The organism is Ferrimicrobium sp. (assembly GCF_027319265.1).
In the GTDB taxonomy this organism is placed as follows: Bacteria; Actinomycetota; Acidimicrobiia; order Acidimicrobiales; family Acidimicrobiaceae; genus Ferrimicrobium.
On the sequence record NZ_DAHVNP010000063.1, the window covers coordinates 19,446 to 35,344 of the forward strand.

Here is a 15,899-nt window from a genome sequence, read left to right on the forward strand (position 1 = left end):
TACGAGACACTCCATCTCACAAGATGCCCCACTCACCATTGAGTCCCCTCGCAACACCGACACACCCGAGATCATCTGCCAGACCGCTTGCCCAACAGGCGGAACGAAGCAGCTATGAGTTTCGGAGATCCATCAGATATTCGCGAAGGGAGTCACTGCCGATGCTTCTCAGCCTAGCCGCTAGCTCCTCAACAAGCAATTGCGGGCGGCGAGGGTCGACGAAGTTGGCCGTCCCGATTTGCACAGCATCCGCCCCTACCGCCAGCATGCTAATAACAGTATCCACGGTACTAATACCGCCTACCCCAACAATAGGAATATCAGGGAAGTGGGCTCGTAGGTCAGCAACAATACGCAAAGCGATTCCGTGAATTTGCGAGCCAGAGAGACCGCCACCGCGGCGCGTACCGAGCACAGGTTCCCCACCTCGCAACCACTGCCCAAAGACGGTGTTGATGGCGACGAGACCGCTCGCCCCGGCCTCTATCGCCGCGGTTGCGACCTCGACCACGTGCTCGGTATTGGGAGAGAGCTTGACAAAGAGATCCTGCGTGCAGACCCGCCGGCATCGACGAACGATAGCCGTGGTTGCCTTGGCATCATGAGCAAACAGCCGATCACCTGCTTCAGTGTTCGGACAGGAGATGTTGAGCTCGACAAAGGCGACCTCTGGGGCTCCCGCGAGCAACACCTCGAGCGCCTCGACATACTCGTCGATGGTCCTCCCCCAAATACTCACCCCGAAGTTCGCACCTGACCGGAGCAGCGGAGGGTAGTACTCGCGCAACCAACCCTGAACACCAGGACCTGGCAATCCCACCGCGTTCAACATGCCACCTGGCAGGGGTGCGAGTCGTGGTCTCGGGTTACCCGCGTGAGCAAAGATAGCGAGCGACTTGACCACATGGGCACCAAGCACACTGAGATCGATGACGTTGGAGAACTCAACCCCATAGCCAGCGGTACCCGCCGCCGTCATAATAGGGTTCCGCAGGCGTTGTGTACCGAGGGTGACACCAAGGTCAACCGCGTCGGTCACCCGTGATACTCCTGAATTGGCGCCACCGCGTACCCAGAGGCCCGTAGCGCACGAATCCCACCGAGGGCCGCTAGCGCAGCTGACATCGTCGTGATACAGGGGACCCGGAGGCGTTGCGCGCTCGCTCGTATACGCTGGCCATCAACTCTCGGCCCCGAACCCTCCGGTGTGTTGATGACCAAGACGACCTGTCTCGAGTTCAACAGCCAAACGGCGTCAACAGAGCCGTCCCGAGCGGTGCCGATATCTTTGACCCGTTCCTCGTGTACCTTGTCAACAAGGATCTCGATCGGGACCTGGTTGCTTCGAAGAAAGCCTGCCGTGCCATAGGTCGCAGCGAGTGTAAAACCAAGATCAACGAGCTGTCGAGCCAGGGCTAAGCCACTCGCCTTGTCCCGATTGGCGAGGGACAAGAAAACCATACCGTCATGGGGGAGCACGGTACCGGCGGCGATCTGTGATTTTGCAAAAGCGAGCTCAAAGGTCGTATCAACCCCCATCACCTCACCGGTCGATCGCATCTCGGGACCCAGCAACGAATCGGCCCCCGGGAAACGATGGAAGGGAAGGACCGCCTCCTTGACCGAGTAATGCGAACCGCGTCGACTGGTCGGAACCCCACTATCCCGCAGCCGGGCAAGGGTCTCTCCCACCATCACCCGCGCCGCAATCTTGGCCAAGGGGATGCCGGTGGCCTTGGCGACGAAGGGAACGGTGCGAGAGGCACGCGGATTGGCTTCGATCACATAGACCGTCTCATCCTTGATGCCAAACTGCATATTGATGAGACCGACGACCTCTAGCTCATTGGCGACCGCCCGTATGATCTCCTCAACCCGCGCCAACACTGTCGGGCTTAGCGTCACCGGTGGTAGTACGCAGGCGGAGTCACCAGAGTGGATGCCGGCCTCCTCAACGTGCTCCATGATGCCACCGATAAGCACCTCTCCCGTGCTGTCGCGCACAGCGTCGACATCCACCTCGATCGCATCCTCGAGGAACCGGTCGATGAGCACGGGGCGCGACTGCGAGATCTGGCCCTCATCGGCGAGCGAAGCGAGGCGAGCGAAGCTATGACGCAGGTCAGTCTCGTTCGCCACGATCTCCATCGCCCGGCCACCAAGGACATACGAAGGGCGAATGAGTACCGGGTAACCGACCTTGGCTGCCGCTGCGAGTGCCTCCTCAAGGTTCGTCACCGTAGCTCCGGGTGGCTGGAGAATACCCAACGACTCACATAACGCTGACCACCGGTTCCGATCCTCTGCACGGTCGATCGCTGCACCAGAGGTGCCAAGGATGAGCTCCGGATCGAGATGACGAGCGAGTTTGAGAGGTGTCTGCCCACCGAAGGCGACAAAGACCCCACGTAGATCCGACTGCGCCCGCTCAGTCTCAATGACGTCCAATACGTGTTCGAGCGCCAAAGGCTCCATGTAGAGCCGTGAGGAGGTGTCATAATCGGTCGAGACTGTCTCAGGATTGGAGTTCACCATCACCGTCCGGTACCCCATCTCCTGGAGCGCGAAGCTCGCGTGCACACAGCAGTAGTCGAACTCAATCCCTTGACCGATCCGATTCGGGCCAGAGCCGAGGATGATCACCGTCGGGACCCCAAACCCGGTGACCTCCGTCGCCTCCTCATTGGAGGAGTAGAAGTAGGGCGTGTGGGCCTCGAACTCCCCTGCACAGGTGTCAACGGATTGGTACGTCGTCGCTAACCCAAGACTGAGGCGCCGCGACCGCACCTGCGATGGGTCGACCCCGAAGAGATAACCCAGCTGTGCATCACCGAAACCGGCACGCCGTGCGGTGAGCAGCTCGCGACGACCGAGGTTCGCGAGGTCTCCCGACAGACCCTCTAACCAACGCCGAATGCGAACGATGCGATCGATCTCACCCAGAAACCAACGGTCGATACGTGTCGTGGCGTGCACCTCATCGATGCCCACGCCACGATAGAGCGCCTCGGCGACCAAGAAGATACGACTCGGCGAGGCGATCGCCAACTCTTCACGCAGCTCCTCATCACGCAGCTGCCGAAAGGGTCGTTCGCCCTCGTCGGCGTTGAGTCCATCCCGCGAGCGCTCAATGGAACGGAGTGCCTTTTGTAGCGCCTCAGCAAAACTACGGCCGATCGCCATCGCCTCGCCAACTGACTGCATCGACGTCGAGAGGACCTCGGGAACTCCCTCGAACTTCTCAAAGACCCAACGCGGGATCTTGACCACCACATAGTCAAGCGCTGGCTCAAAACTCGCTGGTGTCACCACCGTAATATCGTTGCGAATCTCATCCAGGGTATAGCCGAGGGCGAGCTTGGTTGCGATCTTCGCGATCGGGAAGCCCGTCGCCTTCGAGGCCAAGGCCGAGGAGCGCGATACCCGAGGATTCATCTCCACCACGACCATCCGGCCGGTAGCGGGGTCGACCGCGAACTGGACATTGGATCCACCGGTCTCGACACCCACCCCACGGAGTACCGCAAAGGAGAGCGATCGCATCTCCTGGTACTGAGCATCTGTCAGCGTCTGGATCGGTGCCACCGTAATGGAGTCCCCAGTGTGGACCCCCATCGGGTCAAAATTCTCGATCGAGCAGACGACCACACAGTTATCTCGGGCGTCGCGCATGACCTCGAGCTCGAACTCCTTCCAGCCAGCGATCGACTCCTCGATGAGCACCTCGTTGACCGGAGAGGCCTGCAGACCGGCCTCCATCATCAACTGGAACTCCTCCTCGGAGCGAGCAATGCCCGTGCCTGCTCCCCCGAGAATAAAGGATGGCCGTAGCATCACCGGGAAACCGAGGCTGGTCACAATACCCCTCGCGTCCTCCATGGAGCGAGCGATGCCGCCCTTGATGGTAGCCTGCTCATAACCCATCGAGATGAGCAGCTGCTTAAAGTCCTCACGACTCTCAGCGACCTGAATCGCCTCCGGTTTCGCGCCGATCATCCGCACGCCATAGCGCGCAAGGGTGCCACTGGCGTCAAGCTCCATCGCAAGATTCAGTGCGGTCTGGCCACCGAGCGTCGGGAGCAAGGCATCGGGTCGTTCTCTTGCGATGATCTTGATCATGACGTCCAGGGTGAGAGGTTCAAGGTAGGTGGCATCCGCGAACTCAGGATCGGTCATAATGGTCGCTGGGTTGGAGTTGGCCAAGATCACCCGAATGCCCTCCTCGCGGAGCACCCGACAGGCCTGCACGCCGGAGTAGTCAAACTCGCTGGCCTGCCCAATCACGATAGGCCCTGACCCGATCACCAACACCGATGCAATCCCCGCCACCCTAGGCATGCGCGTTTCCTTCCCCGTCGATGAGGCCAGCGATCGCAGACGCCATATAACTGCGCTCCTCGAGGGGACCAGGGGCCGCCTCCGGATGATACTGGACACTGAGCGCCCGTAGCTCGGGACAGCGAAAGCCCTCGACCACACCATCGAAGAGGTTGCGATGGGTGATCTCCACCTTCACCGATAGATCGGCGAGCGAACCCTCATCGACGGCATAGTTGTGGTTCTGCGCGGTGATCGCAACGCTTTGATCACCCAGACGAGCAACCGGATGATTAGAACCGTGATGACCAAACCTGAGCTTGTAGGTCCTAGCACCAAGGGCCAGACCGAGCAACTGGTGGCCGAGACAGATCCCGGCAATCGGTACCTCCCCCAAGAGCGCGGCGATGGTATCCACCTTCTCACCGAGTGCACCTGGATCGCCAGGTCCATTGGAGAGAAACACCGCCGAGGGATTAAGGGAGCGGATCTGGTTCGCGCGAAGAGCCGCGTTGACCACCACGATCTCCCACGGACCCCGCAAGCTCGCTAACATCGCTCGCTTGATCCCGTAGTCGATCACCACAAGTCGCGCCATCGACCCAGCTGGTGACCCAGCGAGCGGTGCGATGGTATACCCCGACGTCGTCGACACCTCGTCGACCAGGTTTTTGCCGTCGGTACCGACGGCCTCACGGACCTGGGCAAAGGCCACCTCTGGATCCTCGGTCGTCAACCGGCCTGGAATCGCACCCACATCGCGAAGATGGCGCACTAGAGCCCGCGCATCGAAGTTCACAAAGAGTGGCACTCCAGCAAGCTCCAGCACCTCAAGGAGGGAACGCTCAGCCGCAAAGTTCGAGACGCGGGTGGTGTAGCGCGGCGCAAGCACCGCCCCCACCCAGACCCTCTCACTCTGGAAATCAGCCGCGGTCACCCCGTAGTTTCCGAGTTGGGCGGTCGTGAAACAGACCATCTGGCCGTAGTACGAGGGGTCACTGATCACCTCTTGGTACCCACTCATCGCGGTATTAAAGACCACCTCAGCCGTAACCGGCTCCACCGGGGTGGACTGAGCGGTATGCACGAACTCACCAGGAAAGCGTGTGCCATCTTTAAGAACGAGCCAACCCGGTGTCGTGTGCAGATCCTCGCCCTTGAACCGCTCCGATCCTGCGTACCTCAAGGAGTCTTGGGCTCCAAGATCAGGGTGGGGCTGCTGGAGCGGTGAAGCATCATCCTCGTTGCGCTTACCCTCAGACACCGACAATCACCTCACCATCTGCGACCATCTGCCTACCCGCCAACCAAAGCGCATCGACTCGACCCATGAGAGTCTCCTGACGGTAGGGGGAGTTCGGCGAGCGGTACCACCGACTCGGGACCTCCCTTGGCCCTCGATTGGGATCGATCACTACCAGATCCGCGGGCTTGCCAGCATCCAAGCCTATTGAGCGACCTAAAATCTGGCCCGGCCCAGAGGTGAGCGAGCCCAACAACCGACCAAGCGCCTTCCACGATGGCCCAGAAGGCTCGTGGCCAAACTCCACCCGCACCTGTTCATCCCCAAAACCACGCCCAAGCGCCGTCCAAGCGGCCGCCATGGCCTCGGCGAGACCCAGCATGCCAAAGGCCGCATCAGCGAAGGGGAGATCCTTGCGCGACGGAGGGTGGGGGGCATGATCCGTTGCGAGCACATCAAAGGTTCCATCCAACAACCCTTGGGCCAACGCCATCTGCGTCGCTACCGAACGCAGCGGAGGATTGACCTTGAAGTTCGGATCTCCCGATGCCACGTATCGATCAGAGAGCAGGAGATGATGGGGCGTCACCTCGGCCGAGATTCGTAGGCCCTCACGTTTGGCCTGCCGGAAGAGGTTAAGCGATTCCCGCGAGGTCACGTGCTGGAGATGCAATCGTCCCGGAATAACCTTGAGCAGTTCGATATCGCGGGCAACCATCACCGATTCCGCAACCTCAGGTATCGCGGACAACCCTAGCTCCTGGGCGAAAGGCCCATCGTTGACGGACCCACCGGAGGCCAACAGCGCATCCTCGCTGTGTTGCGCGATGACGACATCCCAAGACGCGGATGCCTCCAATGCATCGCGCATCACATCACTGCGTTGAATACCGGATCCATCATCGCTAAACACCACCGCACCCGCCTGGGCAAGCGCGGCGAAATCCACCAACTCCTGACCCTCACGGCCCATCGTGACGGCCGCTGCTTGGACCACCTCGACCGGGAGCCCAACGTAGGATGCTAACGCTTTCTCCCATCGAGGAAGCGAATCGATTGCGGGTACCGTGTTGGCCATCGCGACAATCACACCAAAGCCACCGGCAAGCCCGGCAGCGGCGATGCTGGCCGGATCGTCAGCCTCACCCATCCCTGGATGCCGTAGATGCGCATGAAGATCGATGAAGGAGGGTGCGAGCACCCGCTGCTCACAGTCGACAATGCGTTCAACATCACCTCGACTCAAGCCTGGTCCGATCGCGACGATACGGTCATCCACTACGAGGACATCAGCCGCTCGAAGTTCGTGCCCCGTAAAAACGATCCCATCGGTGAAGAGCGTCTGCACTCCGAATGCCTCCTTATGCCCGATGAATCGTGACACCCTGAGGGGTCACGGCCACATACTCCGACAGCGCCGAGGGCAGGTTCTTCCCCACATAATCTGGGCAGATCGGCAGTTCCCGATGGCCGCGGTCGACCAGGACGGCCAATTGAATCAGTGCCGGCCGGTAGTTCGAGAGAATGGCCTCCAATGCAGCCCGAGCCGTCCTCCCACTCTGGATCACGTCATCGACGAGGATCACCACGCCACCCTCGGCTGGGAGTCGCTGGTCGACCCCTGCCGCATCAAGGACCGCCGTCCTCGGACGATCATCACGGAAGGAGGCGATATTGATCTCGGAGAAGGCGATCTCAAGCTTCGCATACTCGATCAAGCGATCGCTGAGCTTCTGTCCCAACCACACACCACCGGAACGTATACCGACGACCGACAAGGACAGTCGATCAGAGGCGGGTGAAAGATGGAGCCGCTCAATAATCTCATGGGCCATGCGCGCAACCACGCGCTCCACATCAACCCCGTCTAGCAGTACCGAACTACGCGACATGCATCTCCTTCCGTCCGAGCCTCACGGGACTCAGTTAACGGTCGATACGATCCTAGTCGTGTCATCTGGCCCCTGACACGCCCCTGCCATTGAGATCCGGCCGACACCGATTCGGCTCACGCACCCGCCGCGTTATCGAACCAGAACACGAGGGTGACCGACCATTGGGCCCCAAAACGAGGAAGAGCCCCGGCAACACCGGGACTCACACCTCACCACTTGCCGACCTACCGGCGCTTTGACAACTTCTTCCGAGCGAAGAAGCCATAGAGCACCGACAGAGCAAAGATACCAATCGGGATGGCAAAAGTCATATCAGCACCAGCTGTATACCCAGTTACACTTCCGAACATCATTCACCTCCCTTCAACGCGCCCCCGCCTCACCTGATTAACCTTAACCGAACGTCCGAAACGATGCACCGGAGAGGCAAAGCTCACCACCGCCTCACGCTCCTCTGACTCCAACCACAGTCGCATCTTCTGCGTACCGATGAGGAACCACGGAGCACCTCCCAGGATGACGAAGATGACGGCGGCAATCTGTTGCTCCGCCTCTTGGTGCAACGCCGCAGCCGAAGCGGAGACGAAACCGAACCAAGGACCGGAGAGCCCCAACGAGACTCCTAACGCCATGATCACCATCGCAGACGACCAGGCGATGATCACCTGACGTACATGCGTCACCCGTGGCCGACCATCACCAGAGAGCACATAGATAATCGCACCCGAGGTAATAACCTCAAGGTACGTCAATACTGCCAAAAGTAACGGGTCATTCACCGCAGCGTGTTCAAAGCCATCCTGGAAGCCAACCCAGAGCAGGATATCTTGGAGTACGACCAGCCCCCAGACCCACTGGAGACCCAGCTCGGCCCAGCGACCCCGATCCTTGATCCGGTCGATACCGCGGATAACCTCCTTGGAGAGCACCACCAAGATGAGCCAGAGCGAGACAAGCACCAGCAGCAACGAATGGAACCAGAGAGAGTGGGTAGCAAAGTCGACGGCGACAGGGTTCATCAGGACACCGAGTGCAACCACCGCGAGTCCCAACCTCCCCCGAATACCCCGAACGCTGCCTGCTCGCCGGACGAGATACCCGCCGCCGAGGACGCACGAAAGCGAGAGGAGACCAATGACAATAAACGAAATCATCGAACACTCACCTCTCTACTCACCATCGTGAACACGACTCCCTCTGATTCCAACTCGTAACTACCGATTAACCAACAACATCGACCGTGCGAACGCCCTCCTAATGCAGGACGTAGAACAGGTACCAGGACAGGATCGACAACAGCGCGAAGAAGATGCTATAGGCTCCGAAACCATCGAGGTTGGCCCGGAAGTTCTCGGCTGCACGATGCGCCGATACCCCAATACCACCATCAGCACGGTAGAAGTTATAGCTCCTGATCGCACGCATCATCAACGTAAACACCCAATAGGCACTGAGCCCAATAACCAGTGCATTAATTGGTGCGAACGCGATAAAGACCCCGGAATACCCGCTCGCTGCTGGCGGAAATGGGAGCCGTGTGAGCTCCCAGATCTGCAGACCGGTGGCGATCACCAGGAACAACGCATTCGAAGCAGCACCGACGATGAAGTCCGTACTGAATCCTCTGCGTAGCCGTCGTCCCGCCATCAACTGAAAGGCCGTCCCAACAAGGACCAACAACAGTATCGATAATCCGATGATCTTCGACGCCGTCTGCCCATGCGGATCCCACAACCCATTCGAGTTGAGCGACCGCAGGTAGAAGTAGGCGAAGTAGATGCCACCAAAGGTCGCCGCTACCACCGGTATCAAGGTACGCGAAGCCGTCCAGAGCGCTCCTAACTGGGCGTCATGGTAGTACTGCTCCTCATCGATGACCGGCTGAGCATCGGCTGATTGTACATCAGTTGCCACTATGCATCACCTCCAGTCACCACAGCAGCCTTATCACCCACGGGATTCAAGTCAGCCACTGGCGTATCATCACCGGTCCCGTAACCGTACGGATCACGATGCACGACGGGAATCTTCACGAAGTTATCACGTGGCACTGGGTAACCCACCTGCCACTCGAGACCTCGAGACTCCCACGGGTTCGGACCAGCAGGCGTCCTGGTGACCGCGAGCGACCAGATGAGGTTGAACACGTACAACAAGATACCGAAGCCCAAGACATACGAGGAGACCGAGACCCACTGGTTCAGGTGCTGCAGACGAATCGCATACTCAAAGACACGTCGGGGCTGACCCAACAGACCGATCATGAACAACGGCAGGAAGGTGGAGTTAAAGGCCACAAAGATGATCCAGAAACTGACCTTTCCAAGCTTGTCGTTCAACCTGATACCAAAGATCAAGGGGACGTAGTAATAGACGCCCGCAAAGACCGCGAAGATGAGCTGCCCCATAATCGTGAAGTGGAAGTGCGCCATGACGAAGAAGCTTCCGTGCACCAATGCATCCACTGGAACGTCAGAGTTATAGACGCCAGTCACACCACCCCAGAGGAAGTTCCAGAACACTGCCAACAGGAAGAGCATTGGAACCTCGAAGCGGATCTTGCCACGCCAGACCGTACCCATTGCCACCAGATACAAGAACCCAGTAGGAATGGAGATCAGCTCTGTCGTCAACATGAACAACGGACGCATATCCGGGTTCATCCCCGACATAAAGAGGTGATGCTGCCACACGAAGAAGCTCAACACCGCCACTCCGATGAGACCCGCTGTCGAAGTCTTCAACGCAAAGACCGGCTTACGCGCAAAGACGGGGAGCAACTCAACAGTGAGGGCGAAGCCCGGCAACGCCAACAGGTAGACCTCGGGATGTCCAAAGAACCAGAAGAGATTCTCCCAAAGGAAGGAGCTCCCTCCATGGCCCGCATAGAGCATCGCGGTACGCACTCCACGGTCAAGACTCATCACATAGAGCCCATCGAAGAGGACCGGCACAGAGAGCAACATCGTGAAGGCCACCGTAATCATACCCCAGGCAAGGATCGGCATCCGCGACCAGCGCATACCCGGTGCTCGGTAGTTGATAATGGTGGCGGTCATATTGATCGACGCCGCAATCATCGACAGGGCCATCAAGGCGAAGGCAACATCATAGTCGCTTTGACCTGGACCTCCTTGAATCGATAGCGGAGCGTACCCGGTCCAACCAGACTGAAACCCACCCTGCCACAGAGCAGAGAGTAGGATCAAGAACGACGGAACCGTGAACCAGAAGGACGAGGCCTCGAGTCGTGGAAACGCCATCTTCTTCGACCCAATCATGAGCGGAATCAGATAGTTACCGAACGGACCCATGATGATAGAGGTCATCATCATCATCATCATGGTGCCATGCTCACCCACGATCTCGATGTAGGTATCCGGTGCCCAGATATGGTTCACCGGCGAGAGCAACTCGGTGCGAATACCAAGTGCCAACAACCCTGCAACGAGGAAGTAGAGCAACATGCCGAACAGATACTGCACACCGACGACCTTGTGATCCGTCGAGTACGTGAAATGCTCCCAAAACGACCGCTTCTCACTCTTCGGAGGATCGATCGGCTCCAGTCCCAGAAGCTTCTGGACAGGATAGTTCAGCGCACCAAGCCCTATGAACCACCCAAGACAACCGATGATCAGCGAGAGGTAGATCGCCACCTCATTGCCAGCACCATCAGCCACAACGGAGTAGTTCGAAGCAATGGCGTTACCCAGCCAGTGGCCAAAGGCGTAGCCGATCGCTCCACCAATGAGGGCGGTCAGCATATTGCCAGTAAACCAAGGCTTGGCGGCTTTGAGGCCCCGAGCTTCGAGGTCGGTTGGAGAACCCACCCCGGCAGCTGGCGTCATGTCAATTGCCATTTACAAGCTCCTTCTAGTACGTCACCGCATGACCGTTAGGGTCATACGAAGGATAATAACCTCCACCTGCACCGGAGTACGAGGGAGTATAAGTAGTCGCGAAAGGCGGCAACAGCTTCGTCACCGAAGCGTTCTGTGCCTCCATATTCGACGCCCATGTGTAGAACGCCGACTTCGATACCACGTGTCCATAGTTATACATAGCTCCATGCCAGATACCACAGAGCTCATCACAACGAACCGTGAAACGACCCAGCTGATTTGAGGTCGTGGTGTAGGCAACATTATTGACATCCGGGTTCGCATCGGCCTTGACGCCAAGTTGATAGGCCCAGAAGTCGTGAATCACGTCAAGTGAGGTCACGTCGAACTGGATGGTCGTATTCGCTGGGAGATCGATCGAAGTGGTCTCCATCCCGCCGAACTGAGGCCAACGGTAGGTAAAGCGCCACTGCTGGGCGATAACCTGCACCACCAACATGTGCTTCGCCGTCGGCTTCCAGATCGGGGAAGGTCCCTCGCCAGTGCCAACGCCATTCCCGTTGATCAACTCATAGGTACCGAATCCAGCTAGGAAGAGAACCAGGACCGCAGAACCAACGTACCAAATACCCTGGACCTTGCGGTTTCCGCGTAGTGGAATCCCGTCCCCACGATCCTCCTTGGTGGCACGGAAGTTGATCAACGACCAGGCCCCATAGACCCAGACCATCAACAACACCGGAACGACCATCGCAGTCAACACCTTGAAGTCGAACTGCTGGCTGGCAGCCGAAGTCGTCATATCGCCCGGGGGCATATGCGGTCCCCACACGTAGAGCACCAGCGCTATACCGATCAACGACAGGACGAGCCAGATCGCAAAGATACGCCAACCGGCCTTCTTCGCATACTCCTTGCGCTCGTTCATGTCCTCTTGGGTTACCGCCATCAGGCCACCACCTTCCAGAAACCAGCCATATACCCAGTCTCGGCCATCGGACCACCATTCCCATTCAAGAAGCCAACACCACAGGGAATGAAGCACTGCCAACGATAGTTATGAGGATGGTTGCCGGTATAGAAGGTAAAGGTCTCGGTGTTGTGCGCGTTCGCTAGCGTGCACGGCCCCGACTGACAGAAGGTCTTCTCGGTACCGGACAGCCCCCACATGGGGACCGACAGATTCAACGCAGGAGCGACCATGGTATGCGCGACGCCATTGCCTGCCGCCGCATCAAGCACGCTCACTCTCTTGCCATTGAGAACAGCATCGTTTCCAACCGTACCCGTGATCTTTCCCCAGTATGGATTACGAAGCGGACCGCCCGAATCATACTCATAGACCGTCACGTGCACATACGTCTTCTCAGGCACCTGGTAGAGGGTGGTACGCACCCACTTGCCCTGTGCATCCTTTGCATACCAGCCCACCCAGTTTGGGTGAGGCCCTGTTCCTACTGCTCCCTCAACCTGTAACGTCACATCAACCGTATGTGGTTGTGTAGGAGAAGGTGTAAACACAACCGTTGGCGGATAGGTTCGCAGATACCCAAAGATACCAAACAAAATCAATCCAACAGCGACTGCGGCAGAGACAAGAACAATCGAAATTCTTGCACCCTTATTCAACCTTCACCCCCTTTCTCAATCCCAATATTCCCATATCCAACCCGACACCCCTCACAAGGGTTGCGACCAAGGACCTCAACGATCCCTTGGCCGGTTCCGGTGATGACTCACCAGAAACTTGCCTCATTCAATCCGCGAAAGCCAATGCGTCAAGACCTGCGAGGTCATCTGACCCTGTACCACTGCCACTACCTTGCCGCTTGCTGCTACAAAGACCGTCGTCGGCAAACCTATCAGGAGGTACTTGCCCTGAAGCGACGCATGATCGGTGACGACAGGATAGTCCACATGATCCTTCGCAATAAAGGCCTCGGCCTTGGCCGCGGTATCATTCTCATCGATCCCAAGGAAGTCGACCTTCTGAGCGAACTCTTTAGCAACGGAAGCCACCATCGGCGTCTCCGCCTGGCACGCCGTACACCACGAGGCAAAGAAGTTGATGACCAGAGGATGTCCCGCGAAATCCGCCGGGGAGACTGAGCCCGAAGCTGGCTTGGCATCAGCGGTCAACTCTGGCAACGAAAAGCCCGGGACGGGTTTGCCGACGAGGGGCGACGTACCAGAACTGGTCTCGGGGAGCGAGCCAAGCGAGGCCGACGCGGTCGTTGAACTGCCTCCAGAGAGCGATGCAGCGTAGACTGCATAGGCTACCACCACGATCGCCGATACCACCAGCAAAAAGATCCAAACTCGAGGGCCAAAACGGGAGACCCGTGGTCGCTCAAGAGGCTCATGAACCGCCATCAGTGACCCCGCACCGCCACATCGACTGCCATCCCAACAAAGAGCAACGACAAGTACGTGATCGAATACGAGAACATACGCATCGCAACCTTGGGGGTGAGATCTCGGTAGAGCTTGATCGCATAGCCGATAAAGCCGGCGTTGAGAGCGATCGCAGCAACAGCGTAGACCCATCCGAGATGAGCGACGAATCCGAGTGCGCCGGTGGTCGCGGCTAGCACAAAGGTGTAGATCAAGATATCACGTGCAGAACGCTTTCGCGTCGCCACCGACGGAAGCATCGGCACTCCCGCCGCGCTGTAGTCATCGGAGTAACGGAAGGCCAAACCCCAGAAGTGGGGTGGAGTCCAGATGAAGATGACCAAGAACATGAGCCAGGCAGCGAGGGAGAGCGAATCGGTGACCGCAGCCCAGCCGACAAGAACGGGGACCGCACCGGCAGCCCCGCCGATCACAATGTTTTGCGAAGTCGAGCGCTTCAACCACATCGTATAGATAAAGACATAGAAGAGCGCGGCAGAGAGGGCTAGTGAAGCGGAGAGCACGTTGTCGCCGACGGAGAGCATCGTAAAGGCGACGATCTCTAAAGCGATCGCAAAGATCAGGGCTCCGGTCGGCGAGACAGCACCAGTGACCAGCGGCCGGTTCTTGGTTCGTTTCATCAGCGCATCGATGTCGCGGTCGTACCACATGTTCACTGCGTTGGCACCGCCAGCAGCGAGGGTACCGCCAGCCACCGTGATGACGATGGACCAGAGCGAGGGCAGCCCGTGCTTGGCTACCACCATCGCTGGCACCGTCGTGATCAATAGCAATTCGATGATGCGTGGCTTGGTGAGGCCGACATAGCCTTTGACCGTCTTGGTCCAGTCCCAACTGCCCTCAGACAACGGCAAGGTTCTCATCTAGACCTCATCCTCTTCGCGTTTCAACACACATAGCCCCTGCACACACACGACACACTACTGACACACTCGTGGTACCCCATCAGCACGCAGTAGAGTCTCTACCAATAGAGATCAATCTAGCACAGAGGGAGAACCTAGATGACAATGCGATCAAATTATTTGCATACGCAAACCGGCAATTCCCGGGCAATTCACAGGAACCCCTCAGAAGACCTTGGGAGCGTTGCTGGCACCACCCGTCTCGCTAAGATCACCCAGATTCTGGATGATTGTGGTGCAGACTTCCTGTTCAGCGACCATCTAGAGCTCATTCATTACCTGACCGGTTTTCGCGGATCCAACGGAACCCTCCTGCTTCGACGCCATCCAGAACCGACGACCTATCTGTGTACAGATGGACGGTACCTCGAACAAGCTGCCCTACAGGCACAACGACATGGTGCTGATGTTCAGATCGGCACCCGTCCGATCCTCGGTCCTGAAGGATTACTTATCACCTTTGCAATAGCGGGCCAAATTGTCGTGGATTTGGCATCTCTTCAACTGACCAACTATCTCGCACTCGAGAAGTCTGGTCTGGGACTCACCGACATCTCGGCTTCACTTGCGATGATGCGGGCCCACAAGGAGGATGGCGAGATCGCCTCTATCAGTTCTGCCGCTGAGATTGCCGATCGCGCCATCACTAAAACGCTCTCCCACCTAGCCGGCGCCCCCACCGAACTCGAACTCGCCGGCTGGTTTGAGTACTACGTGCGTGAATGCGGAGGCGAAGGGGTATCGTTCCCGACCATCGTGGCGTCTGGTGGGCGCACCTCACTCCCCCATGCGCAACCGACTCGCCAGCGGATCGAGGCTCCTACGCCAGTCGTCATCGACTTCGGGGCGATGGTTGATGGCTATTGCTCGGATTCGACGCGCTCCTTCTACCTCGGCGATCCCCCCGACCGTTATCGCCGTGCCTATGAGATCGTCCTGGCGGCGAAGGCCGCCGGTGTCGCCCAGTTGCGACCGGGCAACACCGTCAATGCCGTGGAGGTGGCGACCCGTGCGTATCTACAAGATCAAGGAGTCGAAGAGCACCTCCTTCATGGGGTCGGGCATGGGGTTGGTCTTGAGATCCATGAGTTCCCCTTCACCTCAACAGCGGTCGATATCGCCGTTGAACCGACGATGTGCATCACGGTCGAGCCTGGGCTGTACTACGCCGAAGACTTCGGGATCAGACTTGAAGATCTGTATCTGACCACGTCAACCTCGCCCATTGCTCTCTCCAACTCCGCAGAAGTGGGGATCAGCCTCGGCTGAATCAGCCATC

Annotated in this window: 14 protein-coding genes; 1 reads left to right on the forward strand and 13 read right to left on the reverse strand. The window is 58.3% G+C overall.

Annotated elements, in window-relative coordinates:
- Positions 1-112 precede the first annotated feature (112 nt).
- From M7439_RS09115 to M7439_RS09175, 13 genes are all read right to left on the reverse strand, one after another.
- Complete coding sequence (locus M7439_RS09115) at positions 113-1,039, reverse strand: dihydroorotate dehydrogenase (RefSeq protein ID WP_298347665.1); 927 nt, start codon at positions 1,037-1,039, stop codon at positions 113-115.
- On the reverse strand, positions 1,036-4,338 hold the full coding sequence (gene carB / locus M7439_RS09120) for a carbamoyl-phosphate synthase large subunit (RefSeq protein WP_298347667.1): 3,303 nt from the start codon (positions 4,336-4,338) through the stop codon (positions 1,036-1,038). Before carB ends, M7439_RS09115 begins: the two co-directional genes overlap by 4 nt.
- Positions 4,331-5,581: a glutamine-hydrolyzing carbamoyl-phosphate synthase small subunit gene (gene carA, locus M7439_RS09125; protein WP_298347669.1), complete on the reverse strand. Its 1,251-nt coding sequence runs from the start codon at positions 5,579-5,581 to the stop codon at positions 4,331-4,333. The genes carB and carA overlap by 8 nt, the downstream gene beginning before the upstream one ends.
- Complete coding sequence (locus M7439_RS09130) at positions 5,574-6,908, reverse strand: dihydroorotase (protein WP_298347671.1); 1,335 nt, start codon at positions 6,906-6,908, stop codon at positions 5,574-5,576. Before M7439_RS09130 ends, carA begins: the two co-directional genes overlap by 8 nt.
- A 13-nt stretch (positions 6,909-6,921) precedes the next feature.
- On the reverse strand, positions 6,922-7,452 hold the full coding sequence (gene pyrR / locus M7439_RS09135) for a bifunctional pyr operon transcriptional regulator/uracil phosphoribosyltransferase PyrR (RefSeq protein WP_298347672.1): 531 nt from the start codon (positions 7,450-7,452) through the stop codon (positions 6,922-6,924).
- Between the two features lie 227 nt (positions 7,453-7,679).
- The gene (locus tag M7439_RS09140) at positions 7,680-7,808 is read right to left on the reverse strand and encodes a hypothetical protein (protein WP_298209331.1); all 129 of its coding nucleotides are present in this window, start codon (positions 7,806-7,808) and stop codon (positions 7,680-7,682) included.
- On the reverse strand, positions 7,809-8,609 hold the full coding sequence (locus M7439_RS09145) for a hypothetical protein (protein WP_298347676.1): 801 nt from the start codon (positions 8,607-8,609) through the stop codon (positions 7,809-7,811).
- A gap of 100 nt (positions 8,610-8,709) precedes the next feature.
- Complete coding sequence (locus M7439_RS09150; protein WP_298347677.1) at positions 8,710-9,369, reverse strand: hypothetical protein; 660 nt, start codon at positions 9,367-9,369, stop codon at positions 8,710-8,712.
- Positions 9,369-11,318, reverse strand: coding sequence for a cbb3-type cytochrome c oxidase subunit I (locus tag M7439_RS09155; protein WP_298347679.1), 1,950 nt, complete (start codon positions 11,316-11,318; stop codon positions 9,369-9,371). Before M7439_RS09155 ends, M7439_RS09150 begins: the two co-directional genes overlap by 1 nt.
- A 13-nt stretch (positions 11,319-11,331) precedes the next feature.
- On the reverse strand, positions 11,332-12,249 hold the full coding sequence (locus M7439_RS09160) for a cytochrome c oxidase subunit II (RefSeq protein WP_298347681.1): 918 nt from the start codon (positions 12,247-12,249) through the stop codon (positions 11,332-11,334).
- Positions 12,249-12,929: a hypothetical protein gene (locus M7439_RS09165; protein WP_298347683.1), complete on the reverse strand. Its 681-nt coding sequence runs from the start codon at positions 12,927-12,929 to the stop codon at positions 12,249-12,251. The genes M7439_RS09160 and M7439_RS09165 overlap by 1 nt, the downstream gene beginning before the upstream one ends.
- Positions 12,930-13,052: 123 nt before the next feature.
- Positions 13,053-13,673, reverse strand: coding sequence for a TlpA disulfide reductase family protein (locus M7439_RS09170; RefSeq protein ID WP_298347685.1), 621 nt, complete (start codon positions 13,671-13,673; stop codon positions 13,053-13,055).
- Positions 13,673-14,578 carry a heme o synthase gene (locus M7439_RS09175; RefSeq protein WP_298335448.1) on the reverse strand — a complete coding sequence of 302 codons (906 nt, stop codon included), beginning with the start codon at positions 14,576-14,578 and terminating at the stop codon, positions 13,673-13,675. Before M7439_RS09175 ends, M7439_RS09170 begins: the two co-directional genes overlap by 1 nt.
- Before the next feature lie 141 nt (positions 14,579-14,719).
- On the opposite strand from M7439_RS09175, the gene M7439_RS09180 reads away from it, so the two are divergent.
- Positions 14,720-15,889, forward strand: coding sequence for a Xaa-Pro peptidase family protein (locus M7439_RS09180; protein ID WP_298347686.1), 1,170 nt, complete (start codon positions 14,720-14,722; stop codon positions 15,887-15,889).
- The last annotated feature ends 10 nt before the right edge of the window (positions 15,890-15,899 follow it).

Coding starts and splice junctions, on each gene's coding strand:
- M7439_RS09145 (WP_298347676.1), bottom strand. CDS start 8,609: ATGATTTCGTTTATTGTCATTGGTCTCCTCTCGCTTTCGTGCGTCCTC.
- pyrR (WP_298347672.1), bottom strand. CDS start 7,452: ATGTCGCGTAGTTCGGTACTGCTAGACGGGGTTGATGTGGAGCGCGTG.
- M7439_RS09140 (WP_298209331.1), bottom strand. CDS start 7,808: ATGATGTTCGGAAGTGTAACTGGGTATACAGCTGGTGCTGATATGACT.
- carB (WP_298347667.1), bottom strand. CDS start 4,338: ATGCCTAGGGTGGCGGGGATTGCATCGGTGTTGGTGATCGGGTCAGGG.
- M7439_RS09170 (WP_298347685.1), bottom strand. CDS start 13,673: ATGGCGGTTCATGAGCCTCTTGAGCGACCACGGGTCTCCCGTTTTGGC.
- M7439_RS09175 (WP_298335448.1), bottom strand. CDS start 14,578: ATGAGAACCTTGCCGTTGTCTGAGGGCAGTTGGGACTGGACCAAGACG.
- M7439_RS09155 (WP_298347679.1), bottom strand. CDS start 11,318: ATGGCAATTGACATGACGCCAGCTGCCGGGGTGGGTTCTCCAACCGAC.
- M7439_RS09180 (WP_298347686.1), top strand. CDS start 14,720: ATGACAATGCGATCAAATTATTTGCATACGCAAACCGGCAATTCCCGG.
- M7439_RS09160 (WP_298347681.1), bottom strand. CDS start 12,249: ATGGCGGTAACCCAAGAGGACATGAACGAGCGCAAGGAGTATGCGAAG.